Source organism: Bacillus sp. PK3-037, from assembly GCF_054161355.1.
The window spans coordinates 366,493-389,857 of sequence record NZ_CP096408.1 but is presented as its reverse complement, the minus strand read 5'-3'; the positions used below and the strand labels follow the sequence as shown (position 1 = coordinate 389,857).

Here is a 23,365-nt window from a genome sequence, read left to right as displayed (position 1 = left end):
AGCCTCCGTATCTCCTATTCTTCCAGCCAATTTGTATAAATATTTTCCAATCTGGACATTCTAATATCATGAAAAGAAAAATGGGAGTTGAGATAAATGACAAAACAGCGCCAGGACGCTTGGTCAGAAGAAAATGATTTGCTTTTAGCCGAAACTGTGCTTCGGCATGTAAGAGAAGGCAGCACTCAGCTGAATGCCTTTGAAGAGGTCGGCGATAAATTAAATCGGACGTCCGCAGCCTGCGGATTCAGATGGAACGCGGTGGTGCGCCATCAATATGAAAAAGCGCTTCAGCTTGCAAAAAAACAGCGAAAACAGCGCATGAGAGCCCTCGGAAACGGGCAGCCTGCGAAGAAAAGACTGCTATATCAGCCTCCTGCGGTTGATCCCGATACAATTCAAGAAACTGCAGTGCAGGAGGAGCAGGTGAAACCTGAAACCCCGACTGCCGAAAATGAGAAGCAGGCTTTGATGTCAGGCGAGCACATGCCTTTTGTGGATGACAGCTTTAAGGAAGAGTTAGCTAGTCTATCACACTTATTGTCTCCTCAAACGTCTGCGCCTGAGATGACGATGAGTGATGTCATCAGATTCCTGCAAAATTACGAAGGCAATCATGAGCAATCCTCAGCTTTAAAAATGGAAAATGAGCGTTTAAAGAAAGAAAATCAAGAATTACAAAGCAAAACAGAACAGCTGGAAGCAGAAGTTCAAAAACTTGAAAAAGATCAAAAAACGATCCAGGAAGATTATGAAACCTTGGTAAAAATCATGAATAGAGCCAGAAAACTAGTTTTATTTGAAGATGATGAACATGCCTCTCCGTCCTTCAAAATGGACCGGAACGGAAATTTAGAAAAAATGGCGGAATAGCTTTTAAAAACCCTAAAACGATGTCCTGTTTTGGGGTTTTGCCATTAAAAAATCCCCTTTTCCTTTTAGAAAAGGGGATTTTCTGTTTTTGCGGCGCCTACGTTAGTCTTGTAAAATGAGCCCAAGCTTATGCTAATCTATTAGGACACATGAGCCGCTTCAGCTGGCTTTTGCTTGCGAGGCGCCCCTGAAATGACCAGAAGCCCTAACATCATCAGCACGATGCCGAGCCATGAGGAAAGAGAAAGTATTTCACCTATGAAAAACACACCCAGCAATGAGGCGGTCAGCGGCTCAGCCAAGGACAGTGTAACCGCTGCCGAAGCCGGAACGCCGGTGAGCCCTTTTGCAAACAAAAAGTAGGCCGCGCATGTCGCAATTACCCCGATGTAAAGGCTCGTTCCCCATCCTTTTGGTGTCAGCATCCAAGAGAGATCCGACTGCCACAATAGCGGCATCAGCAATATGGCGCTGAGCATAAAGACAACAGCTGAGGTAGCTCTCGGCGGCTGTGTTTTCATCATTGATTTACTGATCAAAGTATAACCCGCAAAAGAAGCACCTGCTCCAATCGCCATGAGAGCCCCTGACACATCAATCCGAACATTGGAGCCGTCTGAAAACAGGAGCCAGCATCCCGCCAAAGCCAATACAGTTGCAATCCACCAGGAATTTCGCGGACGTTTTTTCAAAACGGCCCACTCTAAGCTCCCGGCAATAATAGGCGCACTGCCGATGGCAATCACTGTCCCAACCGCAATCCCTGTTTCTTTTACGGCGGTGAAAAAAAGCGGCTGATAACAGGCCATACAAATCGCTGCTAAAAACACGGGAGGCCATGACCAATTTTTCACGTGAAGCTCTCGGCTGATCCAGACCACAAGAAGCATGGCGCTGCCGCCTACCAATAATCTGACCGCTCCGAATGCCAGCGGAGTGGCGCTTTCTGGAGCCAGCGCCTGAACAGTGCCGGTTGTTCCCCAGAAAAAAGCCGCGATCAGCACAAACAGGCTGTACACATTCCCTTTCATTTGCCTCTCCCCTTTGTATGCAGATGCTGCTGTTATTTTATCGCTTTTTTTGCTGCAATTGTTTTCTGTTTATAAGAAAGATTTATCTGAAAACAAGATGATAGTCAAAAAAAAGCATGCCAGCTATATCGGCTGACATGCAAACGGCGTTCATCCAAACACCTTTTCATTCCGTTCTGTCATCCGGACAAGATTTTTCTCAAATTCCAATTCCTCGTCAATGGACAGTCCGGCTGAGTAGAGGCGGGTGCTTAACGCTTTTAATTCCGTAAGCAAAGCAAGCATTAAATCCTGTACGGAGATATCGGTATGCAGAAGCTCACTCAACGATGCCATGGTTTCCGGACGTATATCCGGGTAGACGCCTTTTTTGTCGTTTTGTTTATCCTTCAGGGCGGCTTGATAGAATCGTCTGATCAGATCTGCCCTCTCGCTGCCGCTTTTATCTGCACAGAGATAAATTTGAACGGCTGCTCCGCCACGAAGACGTCTTTGAGAAATGCCGGCGAACTTTTTGCCGTCAATGCTGAGATCATAGCTGCCTGGACAATAGGAGCCCTCAATTTCATAGGCTTCAATCTTTGCCCCGTACGGCTTAAGCATCCGTTTCATCAGTTCCACCATTGCTTCGTATCCTCTGTCTATATCGATGCCCTTCTTTTGGTCCTCGAATATGAGAGAAATATTTAAAACGCCTTCATCCAGAACAACAGCCAGACCGCCGGAATTGCGGACGATGACGCGGTATCCCTCATTTTCCAGCAGGTCAATGCCGTCCTGCAAAAACGGGAGCCGCGTATCCTGAATACCGAGGACAATCGTGTCGTGGTGCACCCAAGAGCGTGCTGTCGCCGGCGACACGCCTTTTCCTACAGAGGCGCACAGCGTATCGTCCATAGCGAAGGATTGCTTCGCGTCAAATAAAGGGCCGAGACTGGATTGGTCAATGACTCTCCATGTCGGCTGCATCAGTAAATCAATCGGTTGGTTTGCCATCTATGTAAAACCCTTTCATGTTAGGCTTATGAACGAAAACTATTATATCATTTCAGCCGTGATGATTGAAAATTGCTTTTCAGCATCGTAATGAAAATTTCTTTATTTTTTGTATTCTCCATGAGAGGAGAATGAATATAAGACAGCTTGCGCTTTAATGAGAAATCTTTAATGTGGAGAATTGAAATGTCACGGTGGATCAAATCCTTATGCAGCACGCTTCTTGATAAGACCGATAAACCCATGCCGCTGATCACCGCTTCTTTTACACCTTGATTGCTGCTGATGGTGAACATCGACTTCGGCCTCAGTCCGTTCGAGCTGAGCACATGATCGAGATATTCCCTTGTGCCGGAGCCTTTTTCCCTTGTCACCCACGCTTCATTTTGCAAATCGCTGATTGAAATGTCTCTTTTTCCGGCAAGCGGATGCTGGTTCGGCGCTGCGATGCACATTTCATCCTCCATGAATGGTTCAATTTCCAGTTCATTTTCGTCCGTATGTCCTTCAATCAGCCCGATATCAGCCTGAAGCATTCGGACACGTTCGCTTACCTCTTTTGTATTGCCAATCATGACGTCCAGATTCAGCTCAGGATACAGCTTTTGCAGCTGGGCAAGAAGCGGCGGAAGAATATACTCTCCGATTGTAAAACTGGCGGCTATTTTCAATTCACCCTTTACATAATGATGGTGCGCGTAAATTTCAGACTTGGCCTGCTCGTAGAGAAATACCATTTGCTTTGCCCTTTGATACAAAATGTCCCCTGTCGGTGTTGTCGTAAAATGCTTCGGCGACCGATTCAGCAGAGCCGTTTGAAATTCTTTTTCAAGATTTTTAATATGCAGACTGACGCTGGGCTGGGAAATCATCAGCTTTTCTGCTGCTTTTGTGAAATTTTTTTCTTCCACCACTGCGATAAAGGTTTTCAGCACGTCGTAATACAAAGACCCCACCCCTGTCATGAATAAGATTTATAATGATGATCAGTTTTCTTTATTTTACTCATATCATCTGTTCTGGTAAAGAAGGCGCAAAAAAAAGCAGCCCTCTGCGAGAGAGCTGCCATCGCTTTTCTTACAGTGCTTGTGCCGCTGTAATTAATGCGAGATTGTAAACATCTTCAGCGTTACAACCTCTTGAAAGATCGTTAACAGGCATATTTAAGCCTTGCAGGATTGGTCCTACAGCTTCAAAGTTGCCCAAACGCTGAGCGATTTTATAGCCGATGTTTCCTGCTTCAAGGCTTGGGAATACGAATACGTTCGCGTCTCCTTTGATCTCGGAATCCGGCGCTTTTTTCTCAGCTACAGATGGAACGAATGCAGCGTCAAATTGGAATTCGCCGTCAAGCGTTAATTCAGGCGCTTTTTCTTTCGCGATTTTCACAGCATCCGCTACTTTTTCTGTTTCATCAGATTTTGCTGAGCCTTTTGTAGAGAAGCTGAGCATTGCCACGCGAGGATCAATGTCGAACATTTTTGCCGTATTGGCGCTTTCGATCGCGATTTCCGCAAGATCTTGGCTGTCTGGCGCAATGTTGATCGCGCAATCTGCGAATACGTATTGCTCATCGCCGCGTGCCATGATGAAGACGCCTGAAGTCTTTTTCACGCCTTCTTTTGTTTTGATGATTTGAAGAGCCGGACGGACAGTGTCGGCAGTTGAATGAGCCGCTCCGCTCACAAGACCCTCTGCAAGGCCTTTGTACACAAGCATTGTGCCGAAGTAGTTCTCGTCTAAGAGCGCTTTTCGAGCCTGTTCTTCTGTTGCTTTGCCTTTGCGGCGTTCCACGAATGCCTGTACAAGATCTTCCATGCCTTCATATGTATGAGGATCATAAATATCAACGCCGTCAAGCGTCACATTCAGTTCTTTTGCTTTTGCTTGGATCTCATTTTCATTGCCGATCACAATCGGATTCAGCACTTTATTGTCTGCAAGCTTGCTGACCGCTTCTAAAATACGCTCGTCTAAGCCTTCAGGAAATACAATTTTAACGCCTTTTCCAGCTACTTTTTCTTGCACTGTTGAAAATAAATCTGCCACAATAAACCCTCCTCAAAAAGTTACAAAAACGCTTTCTTTTACTAGCATACTCTTCTTCCAGTCAAATTCAAACAGCCAACTTTTATTATAGCGCTTTCATCAAAAAATCTTATTTTTCTAACTAATTTAAGCAACTGATTCTTTCCTTATATGTTCTCTTATTTTTGAGGAGATATACGAATCGGGTATTCAAGGTTTCTCCACAGTAGAATCGGATAAACTATGATATAGTGAAGGCATTAACGAAAAGATAATAGGAGTGAAGATAAATGAGTGAACAGCAAATGACAAATGAAGCGGCAAAAACGCTGGACGGCTGGTATGCGCTTCATGATTTCCGCACAATGGACTGGACTTCCTGGAAGATGCTGTCCAGTGATGAGCGCCAGTCTATCATTCATGAATTTACAGGATTGCTTGAAAAATGGGGAGTCGCCCAAAAAGAAGGGAAAGGTTCGCAAACCCTTTACAGCATCGTTGGCCAAAAAGCTGATTTTATGCTGATGATTCTTCGCCCTACTATGGAAGAATTAAATGAAATCGAGCTTGAATTCAACAAATCAAGACTTGCTGAGTTCACCATTCCGGCTTACTCCTACGTGTCAGTTGTTGAACTGAGCAACTATTTGGCGAGCGGCGACGGCGACCCGTATGAAAATCCGCATGTACGTGCGCGCCTTTACCCTGAACTGCCGGAATCAAAATATGTATGCTTCTATCCAATGGATAAAAGAAGATCCGGCAATGACAACTGGTACATGCTTTCTATGGAAGAACGAAGAAACTTGATGAGAAGCCACGGCTTAATCGGACGCAGCTATGCTGGCAAAGTGAAACAGATCATCACAGGTTCAGTCGGCTTTGACGATTACGAATGGGGCGTTACGCTGTTCAGTGATGATGTGCTTCAATTCAAAAAGCTTGTATATGAAATGCGTTTTGACGAAGTCAGCGCGCGGTACGGCGAATTTGGCTCGTTCTTTGTGGGCAACCGCCTTTCGCTTGATACACTTCCTCAATTCCTATATGTATAATTTCTCCTCCCGCCGCAGCTGGCGGGAGTTTTTCGATTCCTCTTTGTCAGAATTTAAATAAAATTTGCTATTTTCTCCGTTTTTTTTTACGATGTAGATATTAATCCAATTTTTTCAAAGGGGTGCAGTTATTTGTCAAAACGAACCGCATTTATTATGGGCGCCAGTCAAGGGATCGGAAAAGCAATTGCTCTGAAATTAGCAGACCAGCATTTTACCGTCGTCATCAATTCGCGAGTCTTGGACAATATTGGACCTGTCAAAGAAGACATTTTGGCCAAGCATCCTGAAGCGAGTGTCATTGTCCTTGCGGGTGATATGTCTGACCAGCAAACGAGAGAGGAGATTTTTAAAGAAATCGAATCTCAATGCGGACGGCTTGATGTTCTGATTAATAATATCCCGGGCGGCGCGCCTGACACATTTGATAACTGTAATATAGAGGATATGACAGCCACGTTCACACAGAAAACCGTTGCCTATATTGACGCTATCAAGCGTGCCGCCTCTTTGATGAAACAAAACGAGTTTGGCAGAATCATCAACATTGTCGGAAATCTGTGGAAAGAACCCGGCGCCAATATGTTTACAAACAGCATGATGAATGCCGCTTTAATTAACGCCAGTAAAAATATTTCCATCCAGCTTGCTCCTCACAATATTACTGTCAACTGCCTGAATCCTGGTTTTATCGCTACAGACCGTTACCATCAATTTGTGAAGAATGTAATGGAAAAGAACAGCATATCCAAACAAGAAGCCGAAGAACAGATTGCTTCTGGCATCCCGATGAAACGGGTTGGGTCAGCTGAAGAAACCGCAGCACTCGCCGCGTTTCTCGTTTCCGAGGAAGCCTCCTATATCACCGGGCAGCAAATTTCCGCTGATGGCGGCAGCATGAAAAGCATATAAAAAAATCCCGCTTTTTAGCGGGATACTTCTTCTAATGAGGCAAACGGCAGGTTCAGCTTTTGAATCCGCATGACAAATTCCCGCAGATCCTCCTGCTTCGATACCATTGATATTCTGACATGACGTTTTCCGTTGCTGCCGAAAATCTCGCCCGGAGTTACGACAACATGGGCCTGCTCCAGCAGGTAGTCAGAGAATTGATGAGAAGACTCAAACATTTTTGGAATTTCAGCCCATACATAAAATGTTCCTTTTGGTTTTTCTATCTTCCAGCCCAGTTCTTTTTCACATAGCTCCGTAAAAAAGTCAATCCGTTCCGCATAGATGCGTTTCAAGCGATCTGTTTGTTCCGGATCTCCTGACAGCGCCGCACTGGCCGCCTGCTGCAGTCCGCCGAACATGCCGACAAAGACGTGATCCTGAAATTCATTGACCGCTTGAATGATCTTTTCATTTCCGACGGCAAACGCCATTCTCCAGCCGGCCATGTTAAATGTTTTTGAAAATGAATAAAGCTCCGCGCCCACAGTTTTTGAGTCCACCGCCTGCAGGAAGCTGGCCGGTTTTTTATCAAACTCAAATGCGCCGTACGCAAAGTCATGGATCAAATGAATCTGGTGCTCTTTTGCAAATGCGGCCGCTTTCGCATAAAAAGCCGCATCCGCCACAGCTCCCGTCGGGTTATTCGGATAGTTCAAAAACATCAGTTTCGCTTTTTGTAACACAGCGGGATCTATTTTCTCAAAGTCAGGCAGATAGCCGTTTTCCGCGTGCAGCGGCATTTCGTGCAGCTCTGCTCTTGCCATTGTAATACCCGAAAGATATTCAGGATAGCCCGGGTTCGGGACCAAAGCGATATCTCCCGGATTGAGCAGGCATTGTGTCAAAACATACAAGCCTGCTTTTCCCCCGCCAAAGAGCGCCACTTCTGTTTCAGGATTGATTGTCACTCCGTATTCTCTTTCATAGAAAGCGGCAATCGCTTCCTTCAGAAAGGGGTAGCCTCTGAATGGCCCGTACCCGTGGAAAGAAGGGTTCACAGCCGCCTCCTGCAATGCCTGCACGATATGCGGCGGAGTAGGAAGGTCAGGGTTCCCCTGTCCAAGATTAATGACTTGCGCCCCCGTTTTTTCCATTTCTTTCACCTTTTGAAAAACGAGAGAAAATTCTTGCCTTGGAAGTGTCTTGATGACGTCGGACGGTGTTATTTCCATCTGAAAGACTCCTTATAAGTGAATTTGCTCAGTTTTTTTATCCCGTTCCAAAAAAGATTTGTTCACCAGCTTCGTATGCAAAAACAAACCGCTTACCATGATAACAATCAGCCCCATGATGACAGGAGCCTCTAATACGTTGATAAGCATGGAACCAATCGAAATGCACAAGCCAATGGACGCTTCAGCCACCGAAAAAATACGCCCTTGAATCTGGTTCGCCGCGTTTTCCTGAACTTTAACCTTTGCAAGCACTTCCCCATATTCCATGGCGATGAAAAAGAGAATGGCAGCAATGACAGATACAGCGAAAATGGGCGTGAATAAAAACAGCGCAAGCGAGACGATTGATAAAATGGTAAAGTACATCAAGCCTTTATTGTTGTTAAATCCCCACTTGCTGACAAGCGCCGCTCCGATGAAACCGCCGAAGCCGATGCAGAAGGTAAGGATAAAGTTGCCGATCTCCCCGTCACCCAAAAAGCGGCTGACAACCGGAAAATAGCTGTACACGATCCCCCAAAGCAGTGCCATCGTAATCATCGTAAACATGGCGTTTAACACGAATGAATTGGTTTTGATTTCCTTTAGTCCTTCTTTAAAAGACTGAAAGGCTTCTTTTATATTTTCAGACTGAATCGGGACAAATTGCAGCTTAATTCGCCTGATAAAAAACGCTGAAACCAGGTAAGTCACACCGTTAAAGGCAACAGCCATCTCTACAGACCCGGCTAACAGGAACAACCCTCCGGCGGCCGCCCCGACAATGATAGAAATGGTCGTGGCTTTAGCGAATAAGGTATTGATGTTTTTAATATCTGATTCCAGAGAAGACATGACCGCGAGACGCGCCGGATTAAAAAATACGCCGCTCCCGTAAGAGACAAACAGCAGGGCCAGAAAAATTAACGGATACTCGCCTTTTGGAAGAAAGGTGAGCCCCAAAAAGATGATGCCCCTGATGACATCCGTCCACAGCATAATTTTAATTCTGTCCAATCGGTCAACGAGCACTCCTAAAAACGGCTGAAACACCATCGGAATGCTTCTGACCGCAATGACTCCCGACGTCACCCAATAATCGTGATAATATGTAGACAAAATGAGCAGGGCCGGGAGAACACAATAGTCTCCCATAAACGAAAGCGCCTGCCCGTAAAGCAAGTATTTAGAATTTGGCTTTAACTGTTTCATACCGGCAGCACATACTTCGCAGTCAGCTTCGCATGCTGCTGGATGTGTTTAATTGAATCGGCTACATCCTGGGAATTGCTTCCTTTCAGTTCAAATGCGGCAATGGAATTGAAGGCTTCAAACAGGCGCAAATCCACAGACGTACCTGGTGCCGCAGCCGAGAAAGAAACAAGTTCCGTATCTCCCTTCAGCAGCCCGTCCGGAATGTTGATGGATTCAATGATCATATCCTCCGCCGCTTCAGGAAGCTGCCCGTTTTGTTTGAAATGCTCCGGGTACAAATGACAGTCGGCGATATAGCAAGGTTCTTGCTCCAGCAATCCATCCGGAAGATCGGCGTCTTTTCCGAAACAGAGAACATCCAGCAATAATTGCGCCATGTCGACGCCGAAGACCTTTTTAATATTCGGGATCATATTCCATCCGGCGAACCTGGCCGCAGACTCTATTAAACCGGCTTCTCTATTTTTCATTAACTTGATTTCTGTATGTGTCGCGCAGTTTTCCAGCCCAAGCCCTTCATTTGCTTTTTTGGCCGCTTCAATAATGATCTTTTTCGCTTCATCATCCAAGATGGACGGCGTGATATGCGATGTTTCCGTAAATCCGATTTGCGGTGTTTTGTCATGAATCGCGACTGGAAAATATTCTCCGTCCGCCATGATCCCTTCTATGCTGATATAGTCGGAGTATCCCTCAGTTTGATACCAGTCCGGGTATTCTCCCTGTAAAAATTCCTCCGCAATAAACGGGGCTTCAAACGTTACCGCCTTCGGCACATTAATGGATTTCAGGTAGTCATTCACTCTGTTAAACTCGTTTTCTGCTGTTTTGGTGTCCGTAATCAGCGTCACGCCGATTGAACTCGCCAAATATGTCGGTTTTAAGATGAGCGGCGTGCCGATCTCTTTCAGCGCGGAGCGGAAATCTTCAAGGGTTGTGACCCGTTTGTTTTTGATTGTTTTGACCCCGGCTTTATTAAACGCTGCCCTCATTTTATTTTTATCTCTGGCATTTTCGGCAGCTTGTACACCCGCTCCTCTTAAGCCGAGACGCTTACAGGCTTTCGCCATCGGAGCGATGAATAATTCATTATTTGTTGTGATGGCTTCCGCTCCAAACATTTCGGCAACCTTGACGATTTGCTCGACTACCTCTTCTTCGGGTTTGTCATGATCCTCATGCGCCCAATAAATGGAATCGGGATGCTCGAAATCTGTGATACTCTGAAAATAATCTTTATCCTTTATGACCGCGACCGAGTATTTTTCAATAAGTGCCGCATGGGAAGCTGTAATGGCAAATGGTCTCGGAATAAAGCTGACCAGGTTATATTTTTCAGCTGCGCTTTGATAAAACATATGCGGCGGGCAGCCTCCAAGATCAGCGATAACCAAAACTGTTTTTCTCTCCATATGTAAAACACTCCTTCTCTCTATTGTGCGGTATATCCTCCGTCTGCGGTGATGGCGCTTCCGGTCATGTAGCTTGATAAATCAGAGGCTAAAAACAGCATAACGTTTGCTATTTCTTCAGGTTTTCCGAGTTTTAGCATCGGATTCACCTTCGCCTTTTCTTTCTTGATTTCTTCTAGTGTGCCTTCATTATTTTCCATAAAGGATTTCTCATTTAACGGCGTATCAATAATCCCCGGACACACACAATTAACGCGGATTTGATATTTGGCGTAATCAACAGCCATTGACCTTGTCAGCTGCAACACGCCGCCTTTGCTGGCGTTATATGCCGGGATATCAGGCCATGCCACGACTCCGCCGACAGAGCACGTATTAATGATATTGCCCTTGCCGGCAGCTAGCATATGCTTGAGTGCGTGCTTGCTCATTAAAAACATGCCCGTCAGATTGACTTGGAGCACCTTATTCCAATCGCTCAGCTCCATCTCATGAATAGGCGCCACGATTTCGATCCCCGCATTATTAATTAAAATATCTAATCCTCCGAATGTATTGATTGCCGATTGAACAGCGTGCTGGCAGGCAGCTTCGTCTGTTATATCTGTTTGCACAAAGTGCAGCCGGTCATTATTTTCTTGCCTGACCATTATTTCTCCCTGTGCTGCATCAATATCCGCCACAACCACATTTGCCTGCTGGTTCAAAAAAGCTTGAACCGCGGCATAGCCGATGCCTGACGCGCCTCCTGTTATGAGGACGGTTTTATCGGTGAGGTTCATGATGATTCATCCGCCTTTATCTTTTTCGTTTTTGCTCTGTTGTAGCGCGGCGGAAAGAAGATGTTAATGGATTGAGATTCTTTTTCAGAACGGTTGATGGCGCCGTGATCTTCCCGCGGCTCACAGAAATAGGCGGTGCCGAATGTCATATCCACTGTGCAGCCTTCAACGGTCATATCATATCCGCCGCCGATGCAGATGCCGATTTGTTCATTGCGATGTTTATGGAAAGGCATTTCGCCGCCGTTTCCAGGAATCTTGGCCAGCATAATTTCTATCCAATCCTCAACAAAGAACGTGACTTCCATCCCGGGCAATAAATCTCTCGTTTTGAAAATATTCAAAAAATAGTCTTCAGGACTTGTATAGTTTTCATCAGCTTTATACCGTTTAATATCAATGGCAATGACTTCTTGGTCTGTGTCGTTTCTTGCCCCGTGAGGCACATGCGGCGGCGCGATATACGCAGATTCCAAAGAAGTCATCTTTCTCGTCACATCTCCGACAGTCATCATCAGCTCGCCAGAAACGACCATGCCGATTTGGACTTCCTTGTGCTGATGCGGTTCAACGTTAGTATGCGGCGGAACGTAAGACATTAGCACTTCTGTATCGCCGCGGACGGTGGAATACTGTCTCACTCCGTTCTCCCACTCTATTAATTTTGGTGTCGGGAAATAAATCTCCTTCACATCTTGTTCAGTTTTCATAATCAATGTCTCCTTTTCCGAATAATGACCAGCTCATAGGAATGCTTTTAAATGTCTTAACAAATTTGAGCCCGTATTTTTGTCTTGCCAGTTCATTGGTTAAAGCAATGTCAGAAAGACCTTCTTTTACTTTTTTTGCTGCGGCGCTGGTTGAGTTGACCAGCTCGAACCTGACGTCTTTGCGGGTAAAATATTTAATTAAATTGATAGGTGATGGATGTGAAACAATAACAGATGTGTCGAGCATGTCGTCGCTGAATGTGAAATCAGGACGGACAGCCAGGCCGTACATCGGTGTATCGCACCTGAAGATTTGCAAAAGCTGCAAATCCGGCCTCATGTAGAAATGTTTAATGCCGTCGTAAGCATGTGGAACGATGGTGTATTCCAGCGGGCTTTGAAGAGTCCTTTCGATGCATGATTCAAATGTATCATGCAAAGATAATTTACTGTTTAGCCCTTGGAGAAGAGTAAAATTAGAGATGAAATGTTTTGCTGCGTACTCACTGCTTGTCCCTTCTGGTCCGAGCGTGTTGACTGTAATCAGTTTTGATATTGAATAAGCTTTGTTTTTTGTTTGAATGCTATTATCCAATATAATCATGAGCACCAACCAATCTTTTAAATTTTAAGTAAATTTTATCCAGCGTCAATCGAACTGTCAACATTTTTTGAAAATACTGATAATAATTCCCATACAAACAAAAAAACCCTTAAGAAAGGGTTTTTTGTTATAGGAATTTAGAAACTTTGTTTATTGGGATAAGGAATGATCTGCTTTCTGCTCATGCTTGCCGTACTTTTTATATGCGAATACACTGAGCACAAAACCGAGCACTGTGATGATGGCGCAAATCAATCCGACAGCTGCATACCCGTATTCCACATATACAGGTCCCATCAAAGCAGAACCTAATGTCACAGCCAAATTTGAGGCAAGGCTGTAAAACGCCATAATTTTCCCGCGATGACGCTCTGAGCAATCACTCAAAATGGTGCTGAGCAGCGTCACCGTCAAGCTTTGCATTAACCCCCAGATGAATAGACTGATGATTAGCAGAGGCATTGATGCGGGCGCATACGCGATACAAGCCAGCAGAACGCTGATGACCGCCAGCGCAATGATCAGAGAGCGCATTTTTCCAATGCGGTCGGCAATCTTACCTGTAATGACACTCATGGAAAACCCGATGCCATAAATCATAATAAATAAGCCGGCAGCCGTATTGCCTCCGGTAAAAACGTCCTGTAGGTAAGAGCCTAAAAACGAATACATACCGTAAAAACCAATCATATTGCACAAAGTGATTATGATATAAACGGGAACACGCGGCACTTTAAGCGCGTCTCGAAATGTCCCCGCCGGCTCGTCTTTTTCCTCCTGGACGGTGCTTTTATTATCGTTATGGCGGCGCATTTCAAATAGGACAAGCAAAACAACAAGTGCACCCATCAAGGCGAAAATCCAGAATGTCCATCTCCAATGTAAGACGCCGCCTATAAATGATCCGATCGGCACACCGAAAATCAGTGCAAGCGACCAGCTTGAGACGATCAGCCCCATCACTTTTCCCCGATAGGTATACGGAACACGATCCCCGACAACTGCGTAAGCGGTCGGGACAAACGCACCTGCCGCCAACCCTGAAAGCGCACGGCCTAAAAAGAAGAAAAAGATATTTTGCGCCAAAGCGCATATCACGGTTCCTATAATAAAGATCACGAGTCCCAGCATTAAACTCAGTTCTCTCGAGTATTTATCCCCTAAAGGCACCAGCAGCGGGGCACCGATAAAGATCATGATCCCATATATACTGATCGATAGCGCAAGCACGCTGACATCTGAGTTGAAGGCATCTGCTAAATCAGGCAGCAGCGGTGAAATGACAAGCTCTTCAGATCCAGCCGCAAATACGCCCATTGTTAAAGCCAGCGCAAGAAATAGCGGAAAATGATGTTTTGATTTGATGTGATTGTTTTGTTTACTGTTCATTCTCCCTTAACACCTCTTCCGGAATCTTAAAATAAAGTTGAATTATAGTTTAGCATCCTTTATTTGCAATTTACAATTCGAATGAAAATAATTTTCTTTTTATTATTTTCATTCAATTACGAATAAGGGATTTCTTGTTTCAAATTTAAAATAAAACAAAAACATATCCTGGGATATGCTATAGTAATGCATTTGTTAAGGCGGGTCAGGTGATGAATCAAGGTTATTCAACAGTTAGCCCGATTTCGGAAGGATTCATTTTTCCATTTACTTACTGGTCAACTGTGTTTATTGTGCTGGCCGGGATCGGGTGTTTTTATTTTTGTCACGATTCTGACCGCATTTCGGCACTTGCTTGGCGGCCGGGCGTTTATGGGTTTTGCTTTCAGCCAGGCCTTTATCGGGATCGGCATGTTTGCGTATATTTCCGGTTCGCCGTTTATCCTGCAAAACATATACGGTGTGTCGGCTCAGATATTCAGCATGCTGTTTGCCATCAACGGCGCTCGCCGGTGTTGCCGGGGAAGAAAACGCGTGGCCGATGGCGTTGAGTATATTCGGATTTGATGTGCTCGCGATATTGTTCTATGTGTTTCTTGTCAGACGTAACGCGTAAAAAAGCTCTCCGGTCTCCCGGAGAGCTTCTTCTATTGCGCTTCTGTTTGCTCTTTTTTCAGCGGTTCATTTTGTAAGCGCTTCTTGATGCTCAGATGATAGTACGCATAGCAGAAAATAATGAGTGGTACACCGCAGTACAAGCCGATTCTTTGATCTGGGATGAATATAAGGCTTATCAATACGCATCCGTATAATACAAACCCAAGAATCGGCACCAACGGATAAAGAGGGGTTCTGAATTCCAGGTCGTTCACGTTTCCGCCTTCAGCGAGGAACCGCCTGCGAAAGAAAAATTGCGAGGCGCAAATGGACATCCACGCGACAACTGTCACCATGCCAGAGATTGATATACACCACAAATACACGGTTTCTGCAGCCATGACGCTAGTCAGCAGCGAACAGCCGGAAATCCCAATCGTAATCAGCAGGGCATTGATCGGCACCCCTTTTTTGGTCAGTCTCGTTAAAAGGGCCGGGCCCATTTTGTTTGTTGAAAGCGACCACATCATACGCGAGGCTGCATATAAACCAGAATTGGCAACAGATAAAATCGCCGTTAATATGATAAAGTTCATCATATCAGCTGCAAATGGGATGCCGATCTGATCAAGCACCGCTACAAACGGACTCTCAATCACCCCAGCCGTTTCATACGGCAGAATGGCAACCAAGACGAACATAGCCAGCACAAAGAAAAACAGCGTTCGCCAGATGACATTTCGAATGGACTTTGGCAGTGTCTTTTCCGGACTTTCACTCTCCCCTGCCGCAATTCCGACCAGCTCTGTCCCCTGAAATGAGAAATTGACCATAACCAGCGTAAACATAACAGCCAGCACGCCATTTGGAAACAGTCCTTTATCAGTCATGAAATGAGACAGAAAAGGCGTTTCCTGGCCGCCTTTAAAATCAATCAAGCCAAACACGGCGCACCCGCCGATCACGATAAATAATATGATCGCTGTCACTTTGATGCTCGAAAACCAAAATTCCATTTCCGCAAAGCTTCGGACAGACAGCACATTAATCAAAAAGATGATAACGCCGAAAACGAGACACCATATCCAGATCGGCACGGAGGGCAGCCACCTTTGCATCAAAATGCCCGCTGACGTTAGCTCCAAGCCGACTGTATTCGCCCAGCTGAACCAATACAGCCAGCCGATCATAAAACCTGTCGACGGTCCCAAAAACTTTGTGGCGTAGGCTTGAAACGACCCGGCCACTGGCATGGCGACAGCCAGCTCCCCTAAACAAAGCATGACCAGATACATTAAAAATCCGCCAATCATATAGGCGGCAATGGCTCCGAGAGGACCCGCCTGGCTGATCGTAAAGCCGGAACCTAAAAACAGACCGGTGCCGATGACGCCGCCCAAGGCAATCATAAACAAATGCCGGCTTTTCATACTGCGCTGCAATTCGTTTTTGTGATCCTGCATCATCCTTCTCCCTTCGGCTCTTTTGTGCTGATATTCATCCGATAGCTTTGCAAAAGGTGAACAGTGGTCTGTTGTATCAGATCCGGCAATACATGAAATGTGTACGGCTTGTATACTCTTTCAGTCCATTTATGTCCGTCTTTCCCGTATACACCCATGTTAATGGAAGGAATGTTCAGTTTCCGTATGTCTTTGAACGGAATGGTTCCAATCATCTCCCACCCCGGGAAGTTTCTGATAAAGGAATCAATTTCGTCATCGGTTTCATGCAGCGATAAAAAGCTGCCGTCTGCCAAGTAAGGGAAAAACTTTTTGAAAACAAAGGTTTCGCCTGTCGTTTCGGCGGTTTTGTCCACCGCTTCTTTGATCACATGCTGCAATAGCTGGTCTCTTGTGCTTTCTTCTTTTAAATAGTTATGCGGTAAATAAGGAGGAGCATAAAACAGAATGACTTTTGCGCCCTGATCGGGATCAAGCTTTTGGAGTTCTTCAATTGCATGAAAACATCTCATGCGCAGTTCAAGATGCTCATTGGCTTTGAATGCTTGCTCTATACACTGCTCAGGATCGACGCCGCGGCTTCTTAGCTTTTCCATGTATTGATCCAGACTGAAGACTTGAATATACCAAGACAAATGTCTCTTCGGAAGATTTGTTCGCTTCAGATATTCTTCATAATAATCTGATAATTTTTGTTCTGTGTCCCGGCACGCTTTCTCAGCGACTTGGGTAAGCTGGTCCATGACTTCCTTTGCTGTTTTTTCATAGATAAAATAATTGAAATACAAATAGCTGCTCACGGCGGTTTGAACGTTATAGGATTCCTTGTTATCACGCTGGTACAAGCAGGATGGGGGCAGAACCAATTCGCCTTCAATTTTTTCTGCTAAATGAATATTGTTGTGGATGCGTCTTGTGATTTCTGAAGAAATGAGATTTGGATCGATGCCAGCAAGCGTGTCTCCGACATGCACTTCCCGGCCGGATATATAAAAGCAAGGCAGCAGCTTTCCCGCGGCTCCGGTATAGATATATCTTGTTGCATCACCATCGTACAGCGGCGTAATAAAATCGGTATTAATGGCAGCCAGATACTGAATCTGTTTTTCCTTTTTTAATCGGTTCAGCTCAGAAATACTGGCGAGAATACCGGCATGCTGACTTTCTTCATCCGGGTTTGCCATAAATAATAGATTTCCCGGCAATGCTTTGGGGTTCTCTGAAAAGTGCAGGAGATTGGACAAATGCACCGCGATGCCGCTTTGCATGTCGACAGAGCCTCTGCCGAACATCCACTCACCCGACTTGGCGTCCCGCTGAACGTCTTCATCAAAGTCGTAGTTGGAGAAATACTCAGCCAATTTTCCAGAATCAAAAGCGATATCCTTAAGCGGGCCGAAATCTTCAATTCCCACCGTATCCAAGTGGGCGTGATAAATGACAGTATTCCGGCTTTCCCCGCTGCCTTCCACAAACGCAAAAATATTTTTCCGGTTGTACGGGTCATTAGGAATAGCCTGTTCCCATACATGGCAAGGATGTTCCTGAAAGTAAGGATAGCTCATGATGACTTCTTTGATAAAATCTGCTTTCGTCCCTTCGCCGATAGTGCCGTTTACACTGCTGAAGCTGACCAAAGATTTTGTCAGTGTCTCAACCCGTTCTGCCGGCGGCATGTGACTGATTTTTGTATAGAGCATAGATCATCCCCCTCATCCAAACATGTAAATAGTGCGATCTAAAAACAATCGCACTATTTCGGTTTTCTCAATTAATACGCTTCGGACGTTGTTTTCGCCTGCATATGAAGAATTAAATAATCTGGACCTCCTGCTTTTGAGTCTGTTCCGGACATATTAAACCCGCCGAATGGCTGATAGCCGACAATAGCTCCGGTACAGCCTCTGTTAAAGTATAAGTTTCCGACATGAAAATCCTCGCGAGCCCGTTCAATGTGCGCACGGTTTTTCGTCAGCAGAGCGCCTGTCAGTCCGTATTCTGTGTTATTTGCAACCTCAAGCATATGGTCGAAATCACGCGCTTTGCAAATCGCAACAACCGGGCCGAAAATTTCTTCCTGCATTAAGCGCGCGTTTTCATCAACATCTGCAAAGATCGTCGGCTGAATAAAGTAGCCTTTTGAATCATCGCCTTCTCCGCCGGCCAATAGCTTGCCTTCAGATTTGCCGATTTCAATGTATTTCATCACTTTGTTGTAGGATGCTTCATGAATCACGGGTCCCATATACGTATCAGGATCTTCCGGACTTCCGACTGTCAGCGTTTTGGTCAGCGCAACTGCTTTTTCTACGACTTCATCATAGACATCCTGATGAATCACTGCACGGGAACCCGCTGAACATTTTTGCCCTGAGTACCCGAATGCGGAGTAAACAATAGAAGAAGCAGCAAGATCCAAATCAGCATCTTTGTCGACAAGCACTGTATCTTTCCCGCCCATTTCAGCAATCACGCGTTTCAGCCATTTTTGGCCCGGCTGCACTTTTGCGGCACGCTCGTAAATCCGGCAGCCGACCGCACGGGAACCTGTAAATGATACAAATCTTGTTTTAGGGTGTTCTACTAAGAAATCACCAATTTCCGCTCCGTCTCCCGGAATGTAATTGAGAACGCCGTTTGGCAAACCCGCTTCCTCCATCACCTCGACAAATTTAGCGGCCACTACTGGCGCAGCATCTGCCGGCTTCAGCAAGATCGTATTCCCCGTGACAATCGCAGCCGCAGCAGTCCCTGCCATAATGGCGAGCGGGAAATTAAATGGCGAAATGACAATACCGACGCCAAGCGCTTCATAATGATATTGATTGTACTCGCCTGCCCGGCTCTTTACCGGAGCCCCCTCCTTCAGCTTTAAGATTTGGCGCGCGTAGTACTCTAAAAAGTCTATTGCTTCCGCTGTGTCAGCATCTGCTTCCTTCCACGGTTTTCCCGCTTCCTTTACAAGATAGCTTGAAAATTCGTGCTTTCTTCTGCGCAAAATAGCCGCAGCTTTAAAAAGGATATTCGCGCGGTGCTCCGGTCTTTGTTTTTTCCACGATTCAAATGCCTGTAACGCCGATTGCATCGCTTTTTCAGCAAGCTCTTGATTAGCCGTTGAGGCGTAGCCGATCACTTCTTCCTTATTGGCCGGATTAATCGAAACAATTTTACGATCCGTTTCGATCTTTTCTCCATTAATGACAAGCGGATAATGCTTGCCAAGCTGAGTATTTACAAAGGCCAGTGATTCTTGAAAGGCTGTTTTATTCTTTGCTTCCTTAAAATTAGTGAATGGTTCGTGCGCATATGAAACGGTCATATGTAATCCCCCTCGTTATGTAATATGTCTTCATACGTATATAAAAGCAAGATTCGTACCAATATTTCGTCTTTTCACAAAAAAACTTGTAGAATCGCAGAGAACTTTGTCAGAAATCTAAACATTTTCCTTTTTATGAATATAAATCGCAAAATCACTTTGCGATTTTTACGCCAAACGCAAACAAAAATGCAAAATGATTTTGCGGGAGAAAGGGGGATTATCCCCCCTAAACCCATCCGCGGAATTGAGACGCCTCTGCAGATTTTCTGATGCCCGTCATGTAAGCCGCCAAGCGCATATCGACTTTGTGTGCGGCCGCGGTCTGATAAATCGTTTCAAATGAATTGACCATCACGTTTCGCAGCTTTTCAGCAACCTCTTCTTCTGCCCAATAATATCCTTGGTTGTTTTGAACCCATTCAAAGTAAGAAACCGTTACGCCGCCTGCACTCGCCAGTATATCCGGCACCAGGAGCACGCCTTTTTCATTCAAAATCTTTGTCGCGTCGATCGTCGTCGGCCCGTTAGCCGCTTCGACCACAATTGAGGCCTTAATGTTATTGGCGTTTTTGGCTGTGATTTGATTTGAAATAGCCGCTGGCACTAAAATATCGCATTCTTGTTCGAGCAGCTCTTCATTTGTGATGACATCTGTAAATAAATTGGTGACCATTCCGAAACTGTCCCGCTTATCGAGCAAATAAGGAATATCGAGGCCATCCGGGTTGTACAGCCCGCCGTGGGCATCCGAAATCCCGATAACCTTGGCGCCGGCATCATGCATAAATTTAGCCAGAAAACTGCCGGCGTTTCCAAAGCCCTGTATGATGATGCGCGCGTTTTGCAGCTTGATTCCTTTTTTCTTAACCGCTTCTTCTATACAAATGGTTACGCCTTGAGCGGTTGCTGTTTCCCGGCCCTGTGAGCCGCCTAAAACGAGCGGTTTTCCTGTGATAAAACCCGGAGAATCGAATTCCCGAAGCCGGCTGTATTCGTCCATCATCCACGCCATAATTTGCGAATTGGTGTATACATCGGGAGCGGGAATATCCTTTGTCGGGCCGACTAACTGGCTGATGGCGCGGACATACCCCCGGCTCAGCCGTTCCAATTCTCCAAACGACATCGTCCGCGGATCACAAATAATGCCGCCCTTTCCGCCGCCGTACGGCAAATTCGTGAGCCCGCATTTGAGCGTCATCCAAATCGATAACGCCTTCACTTCCTCTTCATTCACCTCGGGATGAAAACGCACGCCCCCTTTTGTCGGGCCGACCGCGTCATTGTGCTGTGAACGATAGCCTGTAAACACTTTCACACTGCCATTATCCATTTTCACCGGAATTCGTACAGTGAGCATTCTCATCGGTTCTTTCATTAATTCATACATTCCGCTCGGATAGCCCAATTTCCGCAGGGCTTCCTTTATGATCGCTTGCGTAGACAGAAATAAATTGAGAGCTTCTTTTTCTTCATCCTTTGTGATTTGTTTTTCTGACATGTTTTTTCACCTCATCATATTTTTATCTCCAGAAAAATGTAAGCGCTTTTAAAAAACTGTAATCGATCAATTCCTTTCTTAATTGGGTTCACCCTTATCTACATGCAAGATTCGTACCAGTTTTTTAACCATACAAAAAAAGAGGCTGATATCACACCAGCCCCTGATCATTTCTATTGATATTAACGAGGGTCGATAACCAGCTGTGTTTCAGCATAAAAACTGCCGATTCCCAGACCGTTTACCACATTGCCTTTAATCGTGTATGTGCCTGCACGCGGAAGCGTTTTGCGCACCATGACAAGATCGAATTCAGACGCCCCTAACAAATCAAGAGTAAGCGGGAGCCTGACCGTTTTTCCATCGTTTAAAATCTGTGTTTCTTTCAGTGTTCTTCCATTCACAGAATCTCTTGTTGTCGCGTGGAATCCGTCAGGAAATTGAAACTCGACTGCTCCCAGAGAAAGCACTGCGTTTGGTTTATAAGTCACTTCAATATCTGAAGTCGTCCATTCTTTTGTACTGTTTACGGTTTTTGCCTCAATTGATGCAGACTGTGCATGCGCTTGGCCTGAAGGAAGCAAGATTGATAGCAGGACAGCTGAACTGATGAAAAATGAAGATACGAATGAAGTTCTTTTTAACATGACATTTCCTCCTCAAATCACGGTTGGAATTTGGCCAGAGCGTCCTCTGCAGAAAAAGCGTTTTACCGTAACTCGCGAATTACCATTTCTTTTTCTTAAAAGTTAATCTATCACCATTTTCCATGGAAGTAAATGTTTTTTTGCGAATATTAACACTTGGCATGATGTAATAAATTCAACCTATATACACAAGATGCTAATAGACTGTTTCTGATCCGTATCTAGTAAAATATTCGCCTGTTATTCCTGTCTTTTGTCCTGATATCAAAACAGGACAAAAAAAGTCGAAGATGCCTCATGATCTTCGATGAATAACTGCTCTATAATTTATTTAAATTCGGTATTCCAGTTAAAACCGATTGTCTCATCATTCCATGGGATTCTTTTTTCATCGGGCTGATCAGGGTTATACGAGGTTGTCGTAAAATAGATAATTGTCAGCGGCGTTTCGCCCAGCACTCTGTATCCGTGAGCGACGCCTTTTGGAATCAATAACAGCATCGGGTTGTCTTCTCCCATATAATAGACATCGGTTTCTCCCTTTGTTTCTGAATCCTCCCGCAGGTCGTAAAGGACAACCTGAGCGTGGCCGGTCGGGAAGAACCAGAGATCGTCCTGCTTCTCGTGATAATGAAACGCTTTAATCACACCCGGATAGCTTTTGGACCAAGACGCCTGCCCAAAATGCTCAAGAAGGTTCTCATCATCGCGAACCAGTTCGGCAAAAAAACCTCTGTCATCACAATGCTTTGTCAGTTTCTTAACCTTGACTCCTTCAATCACGCGCACTGCTCCTTTCCTGCAAAAATTCCCGTAAAGCTTCCCGCCAGTGGCGCGGGCGTATGCCGGCTTCTTCAATGGCCCTGTGGCTCAGCACAGAGTAAGCCGGCCGGGGTGTCAGATTCCCGTATTCCTCTGTCGTCACGGGCGTAATCGTTGTGTTCAGCCCGCTTTCTTCCATAATGGCCTTTGCGAACTCATACCAGCTGCATATGCCTGAATTGCTGACATGGTAGATGCCCGGCGGATGGCTGAACAGCTTGATGACCGCTTCCGCCAAATCCTTGGTATAGGTCGGCGAGCCGATTTGATCGTTCACAACCCGCAGCTCTTGTTTTGTTTCTGCGAGCTTCAGCATCGTATGAACAAAATTGCTGCCGCTTTTTCCATACACCCACGATGTTCTGATGATCGTGCTGTCGGTTCTTGCTAACTGGATCAGCTCTTCTCCGAGTTTTTTACTTTTGCCGTAGATGGTGTTCGGGTCAAGGTGGCCGTCTTCCCTGTATGGCTGGGTCCCCTTCCCGTCAAATACATAATCCGTGCTGATATGAACATATTGCGCTCCGATACGGGATGACTCCAGCGCTGTGTAATAAGCGCCAACTCCGTTGATCAAGTATGCTTTATCCAGCTCCGTCTCGCATTTGTCGACGGAGGTAAACGCGGCGGTATTGACCACGATATCCGGCTGATAATGCCCGAACGAATGCCGTACTGAACGCTGATCGGCGATGTTCATCATCTGCTTTGTTAACGCAATGACCTCATATCCGGCTTGCTTCAGCTGGCGGCACAGCTCCAAGCCAAGCTGTCCGCCCGCACCGGTTACCAATACCTTTGTCAATCGGA

The 23,365-nt window shown here is 45.5% G+C and carries 22 protein-coding genes; 4 read left to right on the top strand and 18 right to left on the bottom strand.

Annotation, left to right across the window (positions count from 1 at the left end; all coding sequences use genetic code 11):
* Window positions 1–96: 96 nt before the first annotated feature.
* Complete coding sequence (zapB, locus tag M1D69_RS02025; RefSeq protein ID WP_458104724.1) at window positions 97–873, top strand: cell division protein ZapB; 777 nt, start codon at window positions 97–99, stop codon at window positions 871–873.
* 140 nt (window positions 874–1,013) lie between these two features.
* Here the strand turns inward: zapB and M1D69_RS02020 are convergent, their stop codons facing one another.
* The 4 genes from M1D69_RS02020 to pta form a co-directional block, all read right to left on the bottom strand.
* Window positions 1,014–1,904 (bottom strand): carboxylate/amino acid/amine transporter, encoded by an 891-nt coding sequence (locus M1D69_RS02020; protein WP_215510045.1) that lies wholly within the window; start codon window positions 1,902–1,904, stop codon window positions 1,014–1,016.
* Between the two features lie 150 nt (window positions 1,905–2,054).
* Window positions 2,055–2,900: a lipoate--protein ligase family protein gene (locus M1D69_RS02015; RefSeq protein ID WP_458104725.1), complete on the bottom strand. Its 846-nt coding sequence runs from the start codon at window positions 2,898–2,900 to the stop codon at window positions 2,055–2,057.
* A 47-nt stretch (window positions 2,901–2,947) separates the two neighbouring features.
* On the bottom strand, window positions 2,948–3,847 hold the full coding sequence (gene cysL / locus M1D69_RS02010; protein WP_458104726.1) for a cysJI operon transcriptional regulator CysL: 900 nt from the start codon (window positions 3,845–3,847) through the stop codon (window positions 2,948–2,950).
* 130 nt (window positions 3,848–3,977) lie between these two features.
* Window positions 3,978–4,949, bottom strand: a complete 972-nt coding sequence (pta, locus tag M1D69_RS02005; protein WP_458104727.1) for a phosphate acetyltransferase — start codon at window positions 4,947–4,949, stop codon at window positions 3,978–3,980.
* A 269-nt stretch (window positions 4,950–5,218) separates the two neighbouring features.
* Between pta and hemQ the strand changes: the two genes are divergently transcribed.
* Together hemQ and M1D69_RS01995 are read left to right on the top strand one after the other, a co-directional pair.
* Window positions 5,219–5,983 (top strand): hydrogen peroxide-dependent heme synthase, encoded by a 765-nt coding sequence (gene hemQ, locus M1D69_RS02000; protein WP_059292304.1) that lies wholly within the window; start codon window positions 5,219–5,221, stop codon window positions 5,981–5,983.
* Window positions 5,984–6,115: 132 nt separating this feature from the next.
* Window positions 6,116–6,895, top strand: a complete 780-nt coding sequence (locus M1D69_RS01995; protein WP_458104728.1) for an SDR family oxidoreductase — start codon at window positions 6,116–6,118, stop codon at window positions 6,893–6,895.
* Between the two features lie 14 nt (window positions 6,896–6,909).
* Here M1D69_RS01995 and M1D69_RS01990 read toward each other — a convergent pair whose 3' ends face one another.
* From M1D69_RS01990 to M1D69_RS01960, 7 genes are all read right to left on the bottom strand, one after another.
* On the bottom strand, window positions 6,910–8,109 hold the full coding sequence (locus M1D69_RS01990; RefSeq protein ID WP_458104729.1) for an aminotransferase class I/II-fold pyridoxal phosphate-dependent enzyme: 1,200 nt from the start codon (window positions 8,107–8,109) through the stop codon (window positions 6,910–6,912).
* Window positions 8,110–8,121: 12 nt separating this feature from the next.
* Entirely contained in the window at window positions 8,122–9,303 is a 1,182-nt protein-coding gene (gene bacE / locus M1D69_RS01985) for a bacilysin exporter BacE (protein ID WP_458104730.1), read from the bottom strand.
* On the bottom strand, window positions 9,300–10,718 hold the full coding sequence (locus M1D69_RS01980) for an ATP-grasp domain-containing protein (RefSeq protein WP_458104731.1): 1,419 nt from the start codon (window positions 10,716–10,718) through the stop codon (window positions 9,300–9,302). The genes bacE and M1D69_RS01980 overlap by 4 nt, the downstream gene beginning before the upstream one ends.
* 20 nt (window positions 10,719–10,738) lie before the next feature.
* Window positions 10,739–11,500: a dihydroanticapsin 7-dehydrogenase gene (gene bacC, locus M1D69_RS01975; protein WP_458104732.1), complete on the bottom strand. Its 762-nt coding sequence runs from the start codon at window positions 11,498–11,500 to the stop codon at window positions 10,739–10,741.
* On the bottom strand, window positions 11,497–12,210 hold the full coding sequence (locus tag M1D69_RS01970) for a cupin domain-containing protein (RefSeq protein WP_458104733.1): 714 nt from the start codon (window positions 12,208–12,210) through the stop codon (window positions 11,497–11,499). Before M1D69_RS01970 ends, bacC begins: the two co-directional genes overlap by 4 nt.
* A complete protein-coding gene (locus tag M1D69_RS01965; RefSeq protein ID WP_458104734.1) occupies window positions 12,200–12,814 on the bottom strand; it encodes a bacilysin biosynthesis protein BacA in 615 nt (204 codons plus the stop codon). Before M1D69_RS01965 ends, M1D69_RS01970 begins: the two co-directional genes overlap by 11 nt.
* 150 nt (window positions 12,815–12,964) lie before the next feature.
* The gene (locus M1D69_RS01960; protein WP_458104735.1) at window positions 12,965–14,203 is read right to left on the bottom strand and encodes an MFS transporter; all 1,239 of its coding nucleotides are present in this window, start codon (window positions 14,201–14,203) and stop codon (window positions 12,965–12,967) included.
* A 372-nt stretch (window positions 14,204–14,575) separates the two neighbouring features.
* Here M1D69_RS01960 and M1D69_RS01955 point away from each other — a divergent pair, with 372 nt between their 5' ends.
* Window positions 14,576–14,770: a hypothetical protein gene (locus M1D69_RS01955; protein ID WP_458104736.1), complete on the top strand. Its 195-nt coding sequence runs from the start codon at window positions 14,576–14,578 to the stop codon at window positions 14,768–14,770.
* 80 nt (window positions 14,771–14,850) lie between these two features.
* Here the strand turns inward: M1D69_RS01955 and M1D69_RS01950 are convergent, their stop codons facing one another.
* The 7 genes from M1D69_RS01950 to rfbD all read right to left on the bottom strand — a co-directional run bounded on the left by M1D69_RS01950 (window position 14,851) and on the right by rfbD (window position 23,360).
* Window positions 14,851–16,263 (bottom strand): amino acid permease, encoded by a 1,413-nt coding sequence (locus tag M1D69_RS01950; protein WP_458106223.1) that lies wholly within the window; start codon window positions 16,261–16,263, stop codon window positions 14,851–14,853.
* Window positions 16,263–17,963: a M20 family metallopeptidase gene (locus M1D69_RS01945; protein WP_458104737.1), complete on the bottom strand. Its 1,701-nt coding sequence runs from the start codon at window positions 17,961–17,963 to the stop codon at window positions 16,263–16,265. The genes M1D69_RS01950 and M1D69_RS01945 overlap by 1 nt, the downstream gene beginning before the upstream one ends.
* A 71-nt stretch (window positions 17,964–18,034) precedes the next feature.
* Window positions 18,035–19,582 carry an L-glutamate gamma-semialdehyde dehydrogenase gene (gene pruA, locus M1D69_RS01940; RefSeq protein ID WP_458104738.1) on the bottom strand — a complete coding sequence of 516 codons (1,548 nt, stop codon included), beginning with the start codon at window positions 19,580–19,582 and terminating at the stop codon, window positions 18,035–18,037.
* Between the two features lie 229 nt (window positions 19,583–19,811).
* Window positions 19,812–21,086, bottom strand: coding sequence for a glutamate dehydrogenase (gene rocG / locus M1D69_RS01935; RefSeq protein ID WP_458104739.1), 1,275 nt, complete (start codon window positions 21,084–21,086; stop codon window positions 19,812–19,814).
* 182 nt (window positions 21,087–21,268) lie between these two features.
* Window positions 21,269–21,733: a biofilm surface layer hydrophobin BslB gene (bslB, locus tag M1D69_RS01930; RefSeq protein ID WP_458104740.1), complete on the bottom strand. Its 465-nt coding sequence runs from the start codon at window positions 21,731–21,733 to the stop codon at window positions 21,269–21,271.
* A 327-nt stretch (window positions 21,734–22,060) separates the two neighbouring features.
* On the bottom strand, window positions 22,061–22,516 hold the full coding sequence (locus M1D69_RS01925; RefSeq protein WP_010332322.1) for a dTDP-4-dehydrorhamnose 3,5-epimerase family protein: 456 nt from the start codon (window positions 22,514–22,516) through the stop codon (window positions 22,061–22,063).
* Window positions 22,509–23,360, bottom strand: a complete 852-nt coding sequence (gene rfbD / locus M1D69_RS01920; RefSeq protein WP_199397828.1) for a dTDP-4-dehydrorhamnose reductase — start codon at window positions 23,358–23,360, stop codon at window positions 22,509–22,511. Before rfbD ends, M1D69_RS01925 begins: the two co-directional genes overlap by 8 nt.
* Between the last annotated feature and the right edge of the window lie 5 nt (window positions 23,361–23,365).